This is a genomic window from Sporomusa acidovorans, from assembly GCF_900101845.1.
In the GTDB taxonomy this organism is placed as follows: domain Bacteria; phylum Bacillota; class Negativicutes; order Sporomusales; family Sporomusaceae; genus Sporomusa; species Sporomusa acidovorans.
Genome location: NZ_FNAM01000014.1, coordinates 103,728 through 120,750 on the forward strand (window position 1 = coordinate 103,728; position 17,023 = coordinate 120,750).

Below are 17,023 nucleotides of genomic sequence, written 5' to 3' on the forward strand. Positions count from 1 at the left end.
AATGAAATGGCTTCAACGTTTGCAGGACTTAGTATTGCCAACCGGGGACTAACTGCCGCTCAGGTCGGCTTGACGGTAACCACCAATAATATGAGCAATATCGATACAGACGGGTATTCCCGGCAAGTGGTGAGCCAGACGTCCATTGGCCCGGCTGCCGTCTACAGCAGCAGTTTGGTCGGGAACGGGGTAGAGGTAACCTCTGTTGACAGGGTGAACAGTTTTCGCCTGAATCAAAAATATTGGCAGGAAAATAGCTCGGCAAGTGAACTGGAAGTTACGTCCAACTATATGGAAAAAATTGAAGATGTTTTCGGCACTACGGATTCCAGTGATATTTCTGAGGCCCTGGATACTTTTGAAGCAGAACTGGAAACGCTGGCTGACGATCCGACAAATGAATCAATCAGAAAGATTGTGCTGTCTTATGCTAAAAGTTTTTGTGATACTCTTAACACTGCTGCGGAAGATTTGGAATCCATACGCGACCAGCTTAACACCGAAGTGAATACGGCAGTTGAAGAGATCAATTCCTACGCATCGCAAATTGCGGAATTGAACCGTCAGATTTCCACCGCTTCGGCTTCCGGGGCCTCGACGAATGAGTTGGAAGATCAGCGGGATGTGATTGTTGACAAACTTTCCGGCCTGGTTGGTATTAGTGTGACTGAAGCCGATGACAGCACATATACAATCACGGTGGATGGAGTTACGCTGGTAAAAGGGGATGAGGCCAACGAACTGGAGTGTTATACGGTCACCGATTCCGACAGTGATTCCTATGGGATGTACGGTATTCGCTGGGCCGAAAGCGGCAAAGACTTTGACAGCGGTGATTCCGGATCACTCACCGGCTATCTGCAGATGCGGGATGGCAGCACAGCTGACAGCAAAGGCGTTGTCTACTATATGAACCAGTTGGATAAATTTGCTCAGACCTTTGCTCAGGCTTTCAACGAGGGAGTTACTGTTACTTCGGATTCAGGAACCGAAACTACTTATAGCGGTCATGTCGACGGGGTAGGCATCGACGATGACGAAACCACCGGTATCCGTTTCTTTACGTATGACGATGTATCTTCAGCAGACTTTGTGGACAGTGGTTCAGACCTGGAGGAGGCTTACAGCAATATTACGGCTGCGAATATCTCCGTATCCAAGGATATCCAGGACGATACCACTAAAATTGCCGCGTCTTCCACTGCCGGCGAGGAAAGCAATACCGATGTTCTGGACGATCTTATTGACATTTGTTCGGATGTCAATATTTCCGGCAACTCCACCGCGACTGAAATGTACAATTTAATCGTTGCCACTGTCGCCGGCGACAGTGCTTCGGCCGAAACGGCCTATAGCAGCAAAAGCGCGACAGCAACCTACATCAACACCAGCCGGACTTCCGTATCCGGGGTTTCCAGTGACGAGGAAACGGTTAACTTAACGACCTATCAGTCGGCCTATGCGGCGTCAGCTTCTATGGTGAGTGCCTGGAGTGAAATATATGATACGACCATCAGTATGGTAGACGATTAGAGAGGAGGGGGTTTTGGTGTACAGAATAACGAATGGGATGATCGCGGCTAATACTTTGCGAAATATTAGTGCCGCTGCCGTCCGGCTGGCCGCGGCCAATGAAGCCGTGTCTTCCAATATGAAAATCCAACTGGCTTCCGATGATCCGACAGTGGCAACACGGGCGGTAACCTACCGCAGTTATGTAGCCCAGATAGAACAATATCAGGATAATGCTGATCTTGCTACAGCCTGGCAGAAGACTACAGATAGTGCGTTATCATCACTGAGCGATGTTATTACATCACTGAAGACAATAGCCAATGGGGCATCTTCTGACACGGTTACGGATGACGATCTGGAAAATTACGCGACAACGGTCGAAACAGACCTGCAAAATATTATTACATACATGAACGCGGATGAAAGCGGCAGCTATGTTTTTGGCGGTTACAATACCAGTGAGGAACCGTATGAACTCGTGACCACCGATATTGGCAATACTGTGACTTTCAAGGGTCAATACTTGAGTTTGGGCGGTGTAATATCGTCAGATGTATCCGATGAAGATATCGAGGCGTTTATTACCGACAGTTCCAGTGATGTCTATGATTCTTTAAACGATGCGGCAGATAATGCTTATACCGCTTATACGAAAGCCCAAGTTGCCGCCGATGCTGATTCTTCGAATGCTATTTTAGCCGCTAAGGCAGCTTCGGCGTTAGCAACTTACACTACGGTAAATACGGCTGTTTCCACCTATGGCGGTGCTACTAATTTAACAGAGGCAGCGGCTGATGCGGAGAATACTTATGATACATTGAAAACTGCCATTACTACCTATGGTGGCACGGCCACCTTGACCGACGCTGCCGCCGATGCTTTGTCGACTGCCGATACGTTAGCGGCGGCAGTGACTACTTATGGTGACTCGTATACCTTAACAGCGGCGAAGGAGGACGCCTATAGTGACTATCAGACTGCCTATGCCGCTGATCCCACCAGTTCTACAACTACGGCGGCGAAAGCGACTTATGATGCTTTAGCGGCGGCGATTACTACCTATGGCAGTACGACGACCCTGTCGGAGGCGGCAGAAGCGGCAGAAGCCACTTCCGATACATTAGCGGCGGCAGAGTCAACTTATGGTAGTTCGACTACGTTAGCAGATGCAGCGACGGCGGCGAAAAACACGGCTGATGTTTTGTCAGATGCTGTTGCTGATTCAGAGCAGGATATTACCTACAATGTCGGTTTTAGTTCCGAAGTTACCGTAAATATTGAGGGCCAGGACGTTACCGGCGAAGGGAGCGATAATCTCTTCAATACGGTGCAAAAACTACTGCTTGCACTCAATGGTGATACCACCTATAAGTCAGCAACAATAGACGCATCCGGCAATGTGACAGTTACCACGAATACGTTAGATATCAGCGACTTAATTGATGAGTTGGGCAATGCTCTTGATCGAATCACCAGTGCGCAAGGCACGTTAGGCGCAAGCATGGATGGTTTGACCGACATATCCGACAGTCTGGATGATGCTTATGAAGCCTATAGCACACTCATGACCGACAATGAAAATATTGATACGGCAACAGCGGCTACAGAATTAACCGAAGCCCAGTATACGTATAGCGCAGCTCTTGCTGTCGGGGCTAAGGTAATTTCCAAAACGCTGATTGATTATCTGGGTTAATTATGACGATGGGAGGTGGCGTACATGTCCTCAAGCAGCAGCAGCATAACCACAAGCACGGTTAATGGCGTAACCCGGGTCACCGGCTTGGCATCTGGGATTGATGTGGATGGTATTGTTGAACAACTGGTAGCAGCGCAAAAGGAAAAAAAGTTAAATAAACTGCAGCAAAAGGAACAAACGGCCGAATGGAAGCAGGATGCCTACCAAGACATTATTTCAGATATAACGGATTTCGAAGATACCTATTTTAGTACGACTGGGTCCAGCAGTATCATGAAAGCCAGTAATTTTTTACAGTATAATGCCACCAGTGGTGATGATGCCGTTACGGTGACGGCAGCCAGCACGGCGTCAGCAGGCAGCCATACTGTCTCTGTCAGCCAACTGGCGACTGCGGCCAGTTACTCCAGTGGCAGCAGCGTTTCCAAAGAGGTGCAGGGTTCGGCGGCAGCCGATTGTTCCAGCTTAAGCGGCGAAAGCTTTGTCCTTACCCTTGATGGTACAGACTATACGGTTGATGTAAGTAACGTTACATCAGCAGATACGGTTTCTACATTACAGGATGCGATTGATGACGCAGTCGGTTCAGCAACAAAAGTTAAAGTTAGCACCAATTCCAGCGGATATTTGGAAATCACCGCTCAGGATGGTTCAGGTGTACAAGCCATTACTATTAGTGCCACTGATACTAATAGCGATGGTACAGCTGATAATGCCGGCTTAAGTGAGCTATTCGGCAGTGCCCCCATCCTTTCCAACCGCTTAAGCACTTCTTCAACACTAGAAACAATTTCCAAGCAGTTAAATACCGCCTTAACATTTACTACTGACGGAGAGTTTTCCATCACGATCAACGGCACGACCAAATCGTTTGATAAATCTACTACGTTGGCAACGATGATGTCGGAGATCAATAGTGCTGATCTAGGCGCTACACTTGCTTATAATTCACTGACCGGTGAACTGACATTAACGGCTGACGATACCGGAGCCGGTAATACGTTGACTGTGAAGGATTCGGGTACAAGCAACTTTGTCAGCATGTTATTGACTGATTATACGGATGGTACAGACGCCGTATTGACTATTGACGGGACAAAGCTGACGCGCAGTACCAATTCTGTTACCGTTGATGGCGTGACCTATACAGCGACTGCATTAACGGGCACTGCTACTACCACAACTTCTGCGGCGGTCAGCACCACTAGCAATACGGCAGGTTACAGCACGATTACTACTGGAACCAGTGCAGCGGCCGGTGATTATACTGTTACCGTAGCCCAGAATGCCGATGGTTCCACCTGGGATGTTACACTAACATATCCAGACGGAACGTCCCAAACGGTAAGTGCTTCAACCGATGGCTCAGCAACGTTTGGCACCGGGACCGGAGCGATTACCTTGGCGGCACCAACAACGGTTGCGGCTGGCACGACGTCATTTTCTGTTACATCTACCACGACCATTACCAATGACGATCCTGTCACCGTAACGGTAACGCAGGATTCGGATGCCATTTACGATCTGATTTCTAATTTTGTGGATGCTTATAATGAATTGATTACGACGATCAATGATAAGATCGATGAAAATGCCGATTCGGATTATCCGCCGCTTACCGATGACCAAAAAGATGAAATGGATGATGATGAGATTACTGCCTGGGAAGCTAAAGCCAAAGTGGGAATTTTGGAAAATGACTCCAACCTGGAAGACCTTTTAAGCGACTTGCGCTCAGCGCTGATTGATTCTGTATCCGGTCTGTCGACAACGCTTGCCGACATCGGTATAACCACCTCCAGCGATTATACCGATCAAGGAACCCTTGAGATTGATGAAGACACACTGACCTCAGCTATTTCCAGTGACCCTGAAGCGATAATGAACCTGTTTACTAAGAAGGCTACTTCTAAAGCGACTACGTCCTCAGTTTCCGGCAAGTCACTGGGAAATAACTCAATTTTGTATTCGATAAACACAACTGATCTGAACACCAGGTACAAGGAAGAAGGCCTTGCCTACCGGTTTTTCGACATTTTGGAGCAGAATGTCTCGACAAGTACCTTTAGTTCCGGCAGTGAGGGAGCGCTTTTAGAAATCGCCGGTATTGACGGTGACACCAGCGAAACAGATAACACGCTAACTTCGCTGATTGAAAAGTACGAAGATGAGATTTCGGAAGAAGAAGACCGGATTGACGAATATGAAGATAACATGTATGACAAATACACAACCTTAGAAACCTATATTAGTACAATGAATGCCCAGCTTAGCGCCTTGTCATCACTTACCAGCAGCTAATAGAACTTTTTGGGGAGGCGGATAGTATGGAGCAAGGAGAAGAAGAAGCACGCAAGTGCCTGCAGCGCAAGCTGCAAATTCTCGAACAAATTGCTGCCAAAACGGAAACCTTAAGCCGTTTTGTTCCTGATCGCAAGATAACGGGCCTTGGACGAGTGTTGCGGGAAAGAAAAGCGCTAATTGACGAACTTGCGGTCGTACATGCGCAGATAGCGAATAACCCCGCCTGGAAACATGAAGCGGGCTTGGCGACGCTTGTACAGGAAGCCACCGGCAAACACCGGGAGGTATTGGAACGCAGTCATCAAGTGCTGCAGCAGGCGATGCAAGAAAAGACCCGGATGGCCTCAGAAATAAGAAGTAGTAAGCTTTATCGCCATGCCAGGAGTCAGTATGTGACTCCCTGGAGAGATATGATGGCCGGCTGCCGCTTCAATACAAAAGGCTGAGTCAAGGTATAAAATTTGAATCTAAAGAGATACACAAGGAGGACTGGCTATGAATGCGGCAAACATGGCCAATGCGTATAAGCGGCAACAAATCATGACAGCATCGCCGGCAGAGTTAACGCTAATGTTATATAACGGAGCTATCCGTTTTGTGACAGAAAGCATTCGGGCTATTGAAAAAAAGGATATCCAAAAGGCCCATAATGCCAACATGCGGGCCCAGAAGATTGTTCGTGAATTGATGCTGGCGACAGATATGAAGCAGGAAATTTCCCAGAAGTGGATATTGATTGACGAATATATATTGCATTGCCTGGTGCAGGGCAATATAAAAAAGGATAAGGCCAAACTGGAAGAAGCCAAAAAATTGCTGACAGATTTTCGTGACGCATGGTCTCAGGCTATGAAGCTGGCGCGATCAGACAAAGATATGGATGAAGCTGCCAAAGGCAAATTTGAAGCCTGAGAAAATGGTAGTGAACCGGATCAAAATGGACGTTGTTGTGAGGTGAGCATGGATGCTGGTAGTGGGACGGAAACCTGGCGAGTACGTTATGATCGGCAAAGATATCATGGTTAAGGTCGTCAAAAGTGGCGACGGTTACCTGAGACTGGGAATTGAAGCGCCCAAAGCCACTAATATCATTCGCGGGGAAATATATGAAGATCGATTAAAACAGATGAAGAACAATTAATTTAATGATGAATACTTCAACTATTTTGCAGGCGGCAAGCAGGTAATGTTTTGGCAGTACATTGCTGGCGCCTGTTTTTTTATTTTATCTATATGTTACCAGCGGATTGGTAAGTGAACGCAAGGGTTAGATTGAATTTATTAACAATTCACGATATTTTTATAGTAAAATCGACAAAATAGTAACTTAACATATTTTTTAACATTTTTCAAATATGTGTTTTCGACATTAAAATTAGATAACCAAGGAGGGAGGCGGGTTGTTGACAACTTTCCGTTAGAGAGTCGCTCACAGGGAGCAGAAATCTAACGAAAAATGGTGCACGGAAGCTAAATTTTAAAAACAGGAAACTCAAGGAGGAATTTTATTATGGCAATGGTCATTAGTACCAACATGTCCGCGTTGAACACCACTAACCAATTAAACAAAAACTCAGCACTGATGAATTCGGCGTTGGAAAAACTGTCATCCGGTTATTCCATCAACAGCGCAGCCGATAATGCCGCAGGGCTTGCGATCTCCGAAAAAATGCGCGCTCAAATTGAAGGCCTCGATCAAGCAAGCAGCAACTCCCAGGACGCTATTTCACTGGCTCAGACTGCCGACGGCGCCCTTGACGAAACCAACGAAATCCTGAAACGTATGCGTGAACTGGCCGTACAAGCTTCTTCTGATACATTGACCGATTCCGACAGAGAGTCTATTCAGGATGAAGTTGACACCCTCCGTCAAGAAATTGACCGCATTTCTGATGACACCGAATATAACACTATTAAACTACTCAATGGCGACAGCGGTACGTCCACTGCTGTATCTGGTGTAGATGCGGATGCCATTGTTGCTTCCTCGACGTCTGCTGGTAATAATACTTCATCAGGAACCTATGATGTAGTTTACACCTCGGTTGCCACTCAGGCAACGACAGGTGCGAGTGCCAACGTAACAAGCACGCTCGGATCCACACTGGCTACCGCTAGTTCTACTGGTCTCAGCGCTTACGCAGGAGATATTACCATTAACGGAACTACCATAACTATTGATTCTGACGATACAGTCGAAGGCCTTATTAAAAAAATTAATGATGAATCAACTACTACCGGCGTTACCGCTTCGTTGGTTACAGGAGGAGCAAGTGGTAATTACTATATTCAGTTAACAGATAGCACTTACGGTAGTAAATCGTCAGTTACTTTAAAAGCAGATAATGACACGTTACAGAATTTATTTGCTGCAGTAAGCAGCAGTTCTACTGCCACCAGTGTTACTGAATATGGCACAAATGCAACCGGTACCATCAATGGGGCGGCTGCTTTGGGTGATGGTAATACCTTAACTGCTTTTGATCTTACCGTTACCGGTGATGACACTGAATTGGCTAAAAACGCTGCCGCTGTTACTGGTTATGCTGCTGCTGCTGCTGCTGTTACTGATGATTTAGACGCTTTGGTAACCGCTATGTCCGCATCGTCCGGCACAACATCAGCCGCAGATATAGCTGCGGCTACTGCATACACGGACGCGCTTTCCAACGGCAATGCCAGTACGATAAATAACGCTAAAAAAGCTTTGCTTGATCAGGCTAAAATCACTGCTGATTCTTCAGTAACTAGCGCGTTAGGAACATATAACACTGCTGTAAACACACTTGGGGCTCTTACCGATGTCGCAACTGCTACTGTTACGGTAGATTCGTCCAGTAACCTGACTTTCCAGGTTGGCGCAAACTCTAATCAGACCATGGCACTTTCCGTCAGCGATATGGATGCTAACGCCTTGGGCGTAGCCGGTAGTGATTCTGACTCAGGTATTGACCTAAGTTCCGCTGCAGTCGCTACCACTGCAATCACCACCATTGACGATGCAATTAGTAAAGTTGCGGCTGAACGCTCCAATCTGGGTGCTGTTCAGAACAGCTTGGAAAGCAACATTAATAATCTGGATACCGAAAGTGAAAACTTGACTTCTGCCGAATCCAATATCCGCGACACCGATATGGCTTCTGTGATGGCAGAATACACCAAACTAAGTGTTGCAACCCAGGCGGCTACTGCTATGCTGGCTAAAGCCAATTCCCAGCCGCAACAAGTATTGACTCTGTTACAAAGTTAAGCTAATACAGTAACAAGATAACTAAAAGCACAAAAGCTCTGTTAAGCAGGGCTTTTGTGCTTTTTTCGTATAGTGGATTGATAAGTTTCTGGAAGTACCGCATTTATTTAATAAAATTCAAATAAATGCTTCGATATAATTATTAAATGATGAATTTTGTAAAATCAAAGAAATATTTAAATTTTTTATTTGGGAGAGAACAATGTGGCAAAAATTTCCGCATGCGTAATAACCAAAAATGAAGCAAAGAATATTCAGCGCTGCTTGCAGAGCGTAAAAAATATCGTTAATGAAATCATTGTTGTCGATACCGGTTCCGATGATGCTACGGTATCAATTGCCGAACGGTTTGGGGCTAAGATATTCCATTACCAATGGGACAATGATTTTGCTGCAGCCCGGAATTATGCCCTGACACAGGCGAAAGGGGCCTGGATTATTTTTTTGGATGCCGATGAGTATATTACAGCCGAAACGATTAAAAATGTTCGCCCGGTTATTGACAAAATTCATAGTAACCGGAAGGTTGATGCGATAAGGTGCCAGATGAATAATTTGGAAGGAATTGATGGTCTGCTTAGAAGTTCTAATCCGAGCATCAGGATATTTCGTAATTCTCCGGTTATACGTTACAAGGGGCGCGTCCATGAGGCTATTTATAAATGCGGAAAACCTGTTAATCTGATAAATGTTACTAACCAATTGATTGTTATTTATCACACCGGATATACAAATAAAACAATAATCGAAAAGATACGACGTAATACGGTCATATTAGAAGCCGAAGTAAAAAGCGGCGTTGTTCGCGATTTGACATATTGTTATCTAAGTGATGGTTGTTGGCGAAATGGACAGTATGAAAAATCCATAGAATATGCGAAAAAAGCAATCAAACAGTTAGCGCGGCTGAGCAGTGAACTGGATTATAAACCCTATGTGTTTCTAATAAGTAGTATGACCCATTTAAAAACATATAGTGAAGAAGAAGTTATTGCCAACTGTAATGAGGCGATAGAGAGATTTCCTCATCATCCGGAGATATGGCTGTTTCAGGGGCTCTATTATCGGAGCATTGGGCGTTGCGAGCAAGCATTAACATCATTACTAAAAGCTATTGAAACGAACGCTTGTTACAGCGATTTTAATAGAAATAATGATTTCCACGCATTAAGTCCGGACGCTTATCTTAATGTGGCTCAAATTTATGAAATGAAAAACCAATCCGCTCAGGCATTTGATTGCTATACCAAAGTATTGCAACGGGAAAAATATAATCAGAACGCGTTTAATGGTCTTGTTTCCATAATCAGAAAACAAGATCCGGCTGAGGTCATCTATTTTTTGAACACGCTATATAATATTGCGGCGGAGGGGGACATTCGCTTTCTGGTAACCAACTTATCGCATTTAAAAGTAAAAAAAGTGCTTGACTATTATCAACAAATTCTGTTGGATAAGTTTGGTGATAATAAACTCAATGGTTTAGTGCTATTAATGAATTGTAAGTTTGAAAATGTTTTTCCCGTTTTAGCTGATTCTTTTCGCAAGCATGGGAATTATGATATGGAATTGCTGGCTGTGGTATCATTGCTTATTGGCAGAAGACCCGACTCGATGGATTTATTAGGGCCACAAATGAAAACTTCTTTTAGAAAAATTATTACCGCTTATTTCCAAATAGATAGCGATATTCAATTAACAGATGATGATTTTCCACTTTTTTGTGATTTAGTGCGAGAAATGATTTATTTGGCTAGCCAGCAACAGATGGAAACATTATTGCAATTGGGAAAAAATTTTTTTTCAGATGATGCCTATACCCAAATCAGCACAATTCTTATGCAGCAGCGATTTTTTGACTATGCAGTGGATATGATTTTGAACTATATAAATAGAGCAAGTTTGGAAGCAAAGCAATTGAGCCTGCTTTACTGTGATGCTGGCTATTGTTGCTATAAATTGAAAGATTTTGCCGGAGCATCCAAGTATTTTTCGCAAGCCTTAGAATTTGGCTATAATCGACACTATATTTTTGACTTTCTGGAATGGTCATACCAGCAATGTCCTGATGAAGCAATTAAGGAGAAACTCATGGCGTTAAAAGAATTATACAGTAATAGAAATGGGTAAGTTTGTATAGCTGATACTTTCAAAAAATATGTTGTTTTCGAGTGTAAAACAGGGAGGAAACAATGAAAACCAGCATTATAATATTAACATTTAACCAATTGGATTATACCAAAAAATGTATTGATAGTATTCGTAAATATACTAAGAAAAATACGTATGAGATTATTATTGTTGATAATAACTCCACAGATGGAACAACTTCTTGGCTCAAAAAGCAAAAAGATATAAAAATTATCTATAACAAAGATAATGTTGGTTTTCCAAAAGGATGTAATCAAGGTATTGCCGTATCCACTGGGGAGAATATCTTGTTACTTAATAATGATGTTATCGTTACGAGTAGATGGTTGGATAATCTAATAGAGTGCCTTTATAGCGAAAATGATATTGGTGCAGTCGGGCCTGTAACTAATAATGCATCCTACTATCAGGCGATTAAGGTAAATTATCACTCTGAGACAGAGATACAGAAATTCGCAAGTACGGTAAACCGGCTAAACCCTAAGATGTGGGAAGACCGGCTAAAACTCGTTGGTTTTTGTATGCTCATTAAAAAAAGTGTTTTAGATCAGGTGGGACTGTTGGACGAGCAATTCAGTCCGGGAAATTTTGAAGATGATGACCTTTCCTATCGAATTCGGTTAGCGGGTTTTCGTCTTCTTTTATGTAGAGACACGTTTATCCATCACTTTGGCAGTGCATCTTTTAAACAAGATAACTCCAAATATACAGCATTGTTAAAAGAAAATAGTGTTAAGTTTATGAATAAATGGGGGTTTGACACATCCTATTCTACACTTATTAGGTTTGAGGTTGCTGCCTTGGTAGATAGTCCGGAAGATGCTCCGCTAAATATTTTGGAAGTTGGGTGCGCTTGTGGTGGAACACTTTTGCATTTGAAAAACAAGTATAAGAAAGCCTCGCTTTATGGCATTGAAATAAATAAAGAGGCAGCACGCAGTGCTGGATTGTTTGCTGATATATCAGACCAGAGCATAGAGGGATTAGAACTGAAATATCCCCCCAAATTTTTTGACTATATTCTTCTCGCCGATGTGTTGGAACATCTCCAGGACCCCTGGAAGGTTCTGACCACATTCAAAAAATATTTAAAACCAAATGGAAAGTTATTGGTAAGTATTCCTAATGTTATGCATTTTAGTGTAATGAAGAGAATGCTGCAGGGATTTTGGACATATGAAGATGCTGGAATTTTAGATAAAACTCACTTACGTTTTTTTACCCTGTATGAAATTGATAAAACTTTTAGGCAACTAGGATACCATGTTAAGAATTACCAGACAACTAGTTTTCCTGAAACGGAACAGGATAGTGATTTTATAAAAAAAATTACTCAATTTGTTGGTAATCCAAAGATGGCACAGCAATATAGGGCGTATCAATATATATTTGCGGCCGAAGTGAATTCGCAGATTATTTGTAACCCCATAAAGGCAGAGGAAAAAAACGGTTCTGTTGAAATTTCACAAGGGGATAGCAGAAAATTAGTGTTTTTATTGAGACGTATAGAAAATGATATTGCTACGGCACAAAATCTTAACAGGCTTATGGAGTTTCTTGAAGCTGGTGTTTTTTCGGCAATCGATATAATACGTGTTGCAGAAAACGACATGATTAAAAAAGAGGAAATCCTGCAAATTGTAGCAGTTGCCTGTTATGAACGAAAATTGATTGAAAGTGCATTCACACTGTTGGAAAAGGCCTATAAATGGAATAAACAAAACCCAATAACCGTATACAATCTTGCTTATATAGTTTTCAAGGTGGGAGAAGCAAAGGTTGCACTGGGTTTACTTGAACAGTTAGAACAAAAAGATGACCAAATTCGAGGAATGATTGCTGAAATCAAGGAGGCACTGCATGAATCCGCATAAGATATGTTTTATCACCTGTGTAAATGATGAAGAAATGTATCAAGAGTCACTTTTATATATAAATGATCTGATAATACCAGATGGTTTTGAAATTGAAATTATTAAAATTAAGGATGCTGAATGTATAACTAAGGCATACAATTCTGCGATGCGTTCATCGGAGGCAAAATACAAAATATATATGCATCAAGATGTATTTATTATAAATAAGGATTTTATTCTGAACGTTATTGAGCTGTTTGCTAATCAACAAGACTTGGGAATGATAGGTGTTGCGGGTAGTGAAAAAATCCCTCCCAATGGTATATGGTGGGAGGCAAAGTGCAATTATGGTAAGGTTTATGATAGTCATACCGGAAAAATGCAATTGCTCTCATTTTTGCCAGTAAATAATGATTGCCAAAAAGTTCAATGTATAGACGGGCTTATAATGATTACTCAGTATGATGTTTCGTGGCGGGACGATATTTTTGATGGATGGCATTTTTACGATATTTCCCAGAGTATTGAAATGATGCGGGCTGGCTATAAGGTCGGTATCCCCAGACAGACTGAGTCTTGGTGCATTCATGATTCCGGGGTAGCTAATGTTAGTAATGGATATGAGACGTATCGCCAGGTTTTCTTGAAGGAATATTCTAAGGATTTGTTTCCTTTGGTAAGTATATTAATTCCAACGTATAATCAGGTAATATTCTTGGAAAAAGCATTAATTAGTGCTTTAAACCAAGATTATTCAAATTGTGAAATAGTTATCTGTGATGATAGCACAACTGAAGATGTAAAATTGCTAGTGGAAAAATATCAGTTGAAATATAAAAAAATAAAATATTATAATAACGGCGGACCATTAGGTGGTAAAGGTGCTGCGAATCTTCAAAAATGCTTCGATGTTTGTGAGGGTGAATATATTAGCTGTTTACTTCATGACGATTTATATATGCAGAATAAAGTTAGTAGTATGGTAAGCTACTTTGACGATCCTAATATAAAGCTAGTTACTTCTTATAGAAAGCTGATTGATAGTGAAGATAACATTTTACCCGATATGGCCGTTACGCAGCCTTTGTTTGATAAGACAACGAAAGTTTCTGGTAAAGCTATTGGAACGTTTATGCTAAAAAATATAGTGAATGTGATTGGAGAAATGTCTACAACATTGTTTCGAAAAAAGGATGTTAATGGAAAGCTACTTGTATTTAAAGGGTGGCAAATGCGATGTTTGGGAGATGTTGCAGTGTGGTTAAATTTACTTACTATCGGTGACGCAATTTATATAAGAAAACCATTAAGCTGTTTTAGAATTCATGATGGACAAAATACGTGGAATAAAGATATAGAGCTAATGGGAGCAATTGATTGGTATAAGTTAATTACACTTGCGTATAAAGAAAAAATATATCTTTCATCAGAAGACTTTAATGTTGCAATTAATGAATGGATTAGTCGTCACAAGCATTTAACTTCAAAAACAGTAATATCACAATTAGAAGTACCAGCATTGTATAGTGAATTAGCTTTATATTATAATGAAGCAATTAAATTGATTAATTAATAATGATTCCATAAGAAAAAGGTATAGTTTGGAAAAGATCCTTAAAATATAAAGATTAATAATAACAAGAGAGGTTTATAACAAGTGAAATGTACAGCACGAATAAGAAGGATAACGTACTACTTCCCGCCCACGACACTTAGTAATAATGACCTGATAGAAAGCATGGGAATAAAAAAGTGGTCAGAAGATGATATTTACCAAAAAACAGGAATAATAAAACGTCATATTGTGCAGCCGAATGAAACGGCTTTGGATTTGGGTATACAAGCAGTAAAAAAAATGTTTGACGATAATATATGCAGTGCTTCAGAAATAGATTTTTTATTATTTTGTACACAAAGCCCAGATTATTTTTTACCAGCCTCAGCGTGCATTATGCATGATAAATTAGGGTTGAATAATAATTGTGGTGCTTTAGATTATAATCAAGGATGTTCGGGGTATATATATGGATTAAGTTTAGCTAAAGGATTAATTGAATCTGGTAATGCTAAAAATGTATTACTAGTTACGTCTGAAACTTATTCAAAATTCATTAATAAAAAAGATCGTAGTACTAGAACTATCTTTGGAGATGGTGCAGCAGCTACTCTAATTGGGGCCGTCGAATCGGATCATGATTTTATTGGATCCATGGTGTTTGGCACCAATGGCAAGGGTGCTCCAAATCTGATAGTAACTGCAGGAGGCATGCGTTTACCATTATCAGATAAAGTGAAAACTGAATTTGAAGATGAAGATGGAAATATTCGCAGCCAAGCAAATCTGTATATGAATGGACCAGAGATCTTTAACTTTGCTTTACAGGTGGTGCCTAAAACTGTACAAGAAGTTCTCAGTAAAGTTAAGTTAGGAATAGAAGATATAGATTACTTTGTTTTTCATCAGGCAAATAAATTTATGCTAGAACATCTGCGTAAAAAGATGAAGATTATGAAAGATAAATTTTGGGTCGATCTTAGTGAGTGCGGTAATACTGTATCCGCTAGTATACCTATTGCAGTAAGAATGGCCATGGACGCAGGTAAAATTAAGACAGGAGATTATGTTATGTTGGTAGGCTTTGGAGTAGGGTATTCATGGGGCGCCTGTTTGATTAAAATATAGCAATCGAGAGGGAGTGTTTTACCGATGATGATGGAAGATAAAGCATTTTATGAAAAATTTGCAGAAATGCTAGAAATCTCTCCGGCGAAGGTTAATGAAGGTCTGGTGCTAAAAGATACTAGTTGGGATTCATTGGCGGTAATGGCAACTATTGCGATGATAGATGATATTTATAATGTGACCGTTCCCGGGAAAAAATTATCACAATGTCAAACAGCTGGAGATATCTTGGCTCTTGTACAAATGGAAACAAGTAAAAAGGCGGACATATAATGCAAAGTAGGGAAGATATTGTAATTGTGGGACTTGGTGAAATTGCCGAAATTGCAATGGACTATTTTTCCTATGATTCACCTTATAAAGTTGTGGCATTTAGTGCTGAGAGTAGTTATATAAAGGATAATACTTTTTTAGGGTTACCTATTGTTGAGTTGGAAAGCATAACAGATTATTTTTCACCAAAGACATATAAAATTTTTGTAGCCATCGGCTATGATAGTTTAAATCGTGGGAGAGCCAGATTATATCAAAAATGCAAAGAAAAGGGTTACTCGTTTGTTTCTTATATTAGTTCAAAAGCATTCATTGGTTCTGAAGTTGAAATAGGTGAAAATTGTTTTATATTAGAACATAATGTGGTTCAGAGGAAGGCAAAGATTGGAAATGATGTTACCTTGTGGAGTGGTAATCACATTGGCCATCGCACTGTTATAGAGGATCATTGTTTCTTTTCTTCGCATATAGCTATTTCAGGATATTGCCGGATTGGTAGTAGTTGTTTTTGGGGGATTAACAGTTGTGCTGCAGATCACGTTGCGATAGCTTCTGACTGTTTAATAGGCGCTGGAACTGTTGTCCTTTCTGATACATCGCCAGGAAAAGTGTATCGGGGAAATCCTGCAAAGGCTGCACACATTTCCAGTTATAGCGCGTTCGGTATAAAAATGGAGGAATAGAGTGAATACAAATAAGACTGATATTTTCCAACGGTTAAAAAGGGTAACATTTGAAGATTTTAAGCAAATGGCATTAGATAATACGTTATCTACTCACGAAAAAATTGGGTTTCCTGATAGTTATCGTCAAGATTATACAAAAGCAATAGTAGAAGATATTTCACGAAAAATTCCGGCTTTTGCTGAAAGACAAAAAACGATTTTGGATATCGGCTGTGGATGTGATGAATTAGCAATAAATATTATTAAATATTGTGAGAAGCAGCAACATCGGCTTATTTTGATAGATTCAAATGAAATGCTATCACTATTACCAAATTATGAATTTGTAGAAAAGTATCCATGTAAATTTCCTGAGAATGATACCTTTATTAGTAGATATCGTGATAGTGTGGATGGAATTCTTGTTTATAGTGTTTTACAGCATATTATATTAGAGGCTAATTTATTTAGTTTTATTGATAAAGCCTTAGAGTTACTGAAAGCCGGAGGTACTCTTCTATTAGGTGATATACCTAATATTTCAAAGAGAAAACGTTTTTTTAGTTCACCTAGTGGTATAAAGACGCACCAAAATTTTACGGGAACTGATGAAATACCTCAAATTAA

14 protein-coding genes are annotated in these 17,023 nt (G+C 41.1%); all 14 read left to right on the top strand.

Going from position 1 to position 17,023, the window contains the following annotated elements:
* Window positions 1-6 precede the first annotated feature (6 nt).
* Window positions 7-1,533 carry a flagellar hook-associated protein FlgK gene (flgK, locus tag BLR65_RS11720; protein ID WP_093794373.1) on the top strand — a complete coding sequence of 509 codons (1,527 nt, stop codon included), beginning with the start codon at window positions 7-9 and terminating at the stop codon, window positions 1,531-1,533.
* 16 nt (window positions 1,534-1,549) lie between these two features.
* Window positions 1,550-3,211, top strand: a complete 1,662-nt coding sequence (locus tag BLR65_RS11725; protein ID WP_093794374.1) for a flagellin N-terminal helical domain-containing protein — start codon at window positions 1,550-1,552, stop codon at window positions 3,209-3,211.
* Window positions 3,212-3,235: 24 nt separating this feature from the next.
* The gene (gene fliD, locus BLR65_RS11730; protein WP_093794375.1) at window positions 3,236-5,515 is read left to right on the top strand and encodes a flagellar filament capping protein FliD; all 2,280 of its coding nucleotides are present in this window, start codon (window positions 3,236-3,238) and stop codon (window positions 5,513-5,515) included.
* Window positions 5,516-5,541: 26 nt separating this feature from the next.
* The gene (locus BLR65_RS11735) at window positions 5,542-5,964 is read left to right on the top strand and encodes a hypothetical protein (protein WP_093794376.1); all 423 of its coding nucleotides are present in this window, start codon (window positions 5,542-5,544) and stop codon (window positions 5,962-5,964) included.
* Window positions 5,965-6,013: 49 nt separating this feature from the next.
* A complete protein-coding gene (gene fliS, locus BLR65_RS11740) occupies window positions 6,014-6,430 on the top strand; it encodes a flagellar export chaperone FliS (protein ID WP_093794377.1) in 417 nt (138 codons plus the stop codon).
* A 52-nt stretch (window positions 6,431-6,482) separates the two neighbouring features.
* Window positions 6,483-6,659, top strand: coding sequence for a carbon storage regulator (locus BLR65_RS11745; RefSeq protein WP_093794378.1), 177 nt, complete (start codon window positions 6,483-6,485; stop codon window positions 6,657-6,659).
* A gap of 369 nt (window positions 6,660-7,028) precedes the next feature.
* Window positions 7,029-8,768 carry a flagellin N-terminal helical domain-containing protein gene (locus BLR65_RS11750; RefSeq protein ID WP_093794379.1) on the top strand — a complete coding sequence of 580 codons (1,740 nt, stop codon included), beginning with the start codon at window positions 7,029-7,031 and terminating at the stop codon, window positions 8,766-8,768.
* 204 nt (window positions 8,769-8,972) lie between these two features.
* Window positions 8,973-10,898 carry a glycosyltransferase gene (locus tag BLR65_RS11755; protein ID WP_143122560.1) on the top strand — a complete coding sequence of 642 codons (1,926 nt, stop codon included), beginning with the start codon at window positions 8,973-8,975 and terminating at the stop codon, window positions 10,896-10,898.
* Between the two features lie 62 nt (window positions 10,899-10,960).
* Window positions 10,961-12,793, top strand: a complete 1,833-nt coding sequence (locus tag BLR65_RS11760) for a glycosyltransferase (protein WP_093794381.1) — start codon at window positions 10,961-10,963, stop codon at window positions 12,791-12,793.
* The gene (locus BLR65_RS11765; RefSeq protein WP_093794382.1) at window positions 12,780-14,348 is read left to right on the top strand and encodes a glycosyltransferase; all 1,569 of its coding nucleotides are present in this window, start codon (window positions 12,780-12,782) and stop codon (window positions 14,346-14,348) included. Before BLR65_RS11760 ends, BLR65_RS11765 begins: the two co-directional genes overlap by 14 nt.
* Window positions 14,349-14,432: 84 nt before the next feature.
* Window positions 14,433-15,458, top strand: a complete 1,026-nt coding sequence (locus BLR65_RS11770; RefSeq protein ID WP_093794383.1) for a 3-oxoacyl-ACP synthase III family protein — start codon at window positions 14,433-14,435, stop codon at window positions 15,456-15,458.
* 24 nt (window positions 15,459-15,482) lie between these two features.
* Entirely contained in the window at window positions 15,483-15,731 is a 249-nt protein-coding gene (locus BLR65_RS11775; RefSeq protein WP_211285098.1) for a phosphopantetheine-binding protein, read from the top strand.
* On the top strand, window positions 15,731-16,414 hold the full coding sequence (locus tag BLR65_RS11780) for an acetyltransferase (RefSeq protein ID WP_093794384.1): 684 nt from the start codon (window positions 15,731-15,733) through the stop codon (window positions 16,412-16,414). Before BLR65_RS11775 ends, BLR65_RS11780 begins: the two co-directional genes overlap by 1 nt.
* Window position 16,415: 1 nt before the next feature.
* Window positions 16,416-17,023: class I SAM-dependent methyltransferase (locus tag BLR65_RS11785; RefSeq protein ID WP_093794385.1), on the top strand; the 608-nt coding region annotated here is incomplete at its 3' end.

Excerpts from the sequence above, each read along its gene's own strand:
- flgK (WP_093794373.1), top strand. The coding sequence starts at position 7 with ATGGCTTCAACGTTTGCAGGACTTAGTATTGCCAACCGGGGACTAACT.
- fliD (WP_093794375.1), top strand. The coding sequence starts at position 3,236 with ATGTCCTCAAGCAGCAGCAGCATAACCACAAGCACGGTTAATGGCGTA.
- BLR65_RS11735 (WP_093794376.1), top strand. The coding sequence starts at position 5,542 with ATGGAGCAAGGAGAAGAAGAAGCACGCAAGTGCCTGCAGCGCAAGCTG.
- fliS (WP_093794377.1), top strand. The coding sequence starts at position 6,014 with ATGAATGCGGCAAACATGGCCAATGCGTATAAGCGGCAACAAATCATG.
- BLR65_RS11745 (WP_093794378.1), top strand. The coding sequence starts at position 6,483 with ATGCTGGTAGTGGGACGGAAACCTGGCGAGTACGTTATGATCGGCAAA.
- BLR65_RS11750 (WP_093794379.1), top strand. The coding sequence starts at position 7,029 with ATGGCAATGGTCATTAGTACCAACATGTCCGCGTTGAACACCACTAAC.
- BLR65_RS11760 (WP_093794381.1), top strand. The coding sequence starts at position 10,961 with ATGAAAACCAGCATTATAATATTAACATTTAACCAATTGGATTATACC.
- BLR65_RS11765 (WP_093794382.1), top strand. The coding sequence starts at position 12,780 with ATGAATCCGCATAAGATATGTTTTATCACCTGTGTAAATGATGAAGAA.
- BLR65_RS11775 (WP_211285098.1), top strand. The coding sequence starts at position 15,483 with ATGATGATGGAAGATAAAGCATTTTATGAAAAATTTGCAGAAATGCTA.
- BLR65_RS11780 (WP_093794384.1), top strand. The coding sequence starts at position 15,731 with ATGCAAAGTAGGGAAGATATTGTAATTGTGGGACTTGGTGAAATTGCC.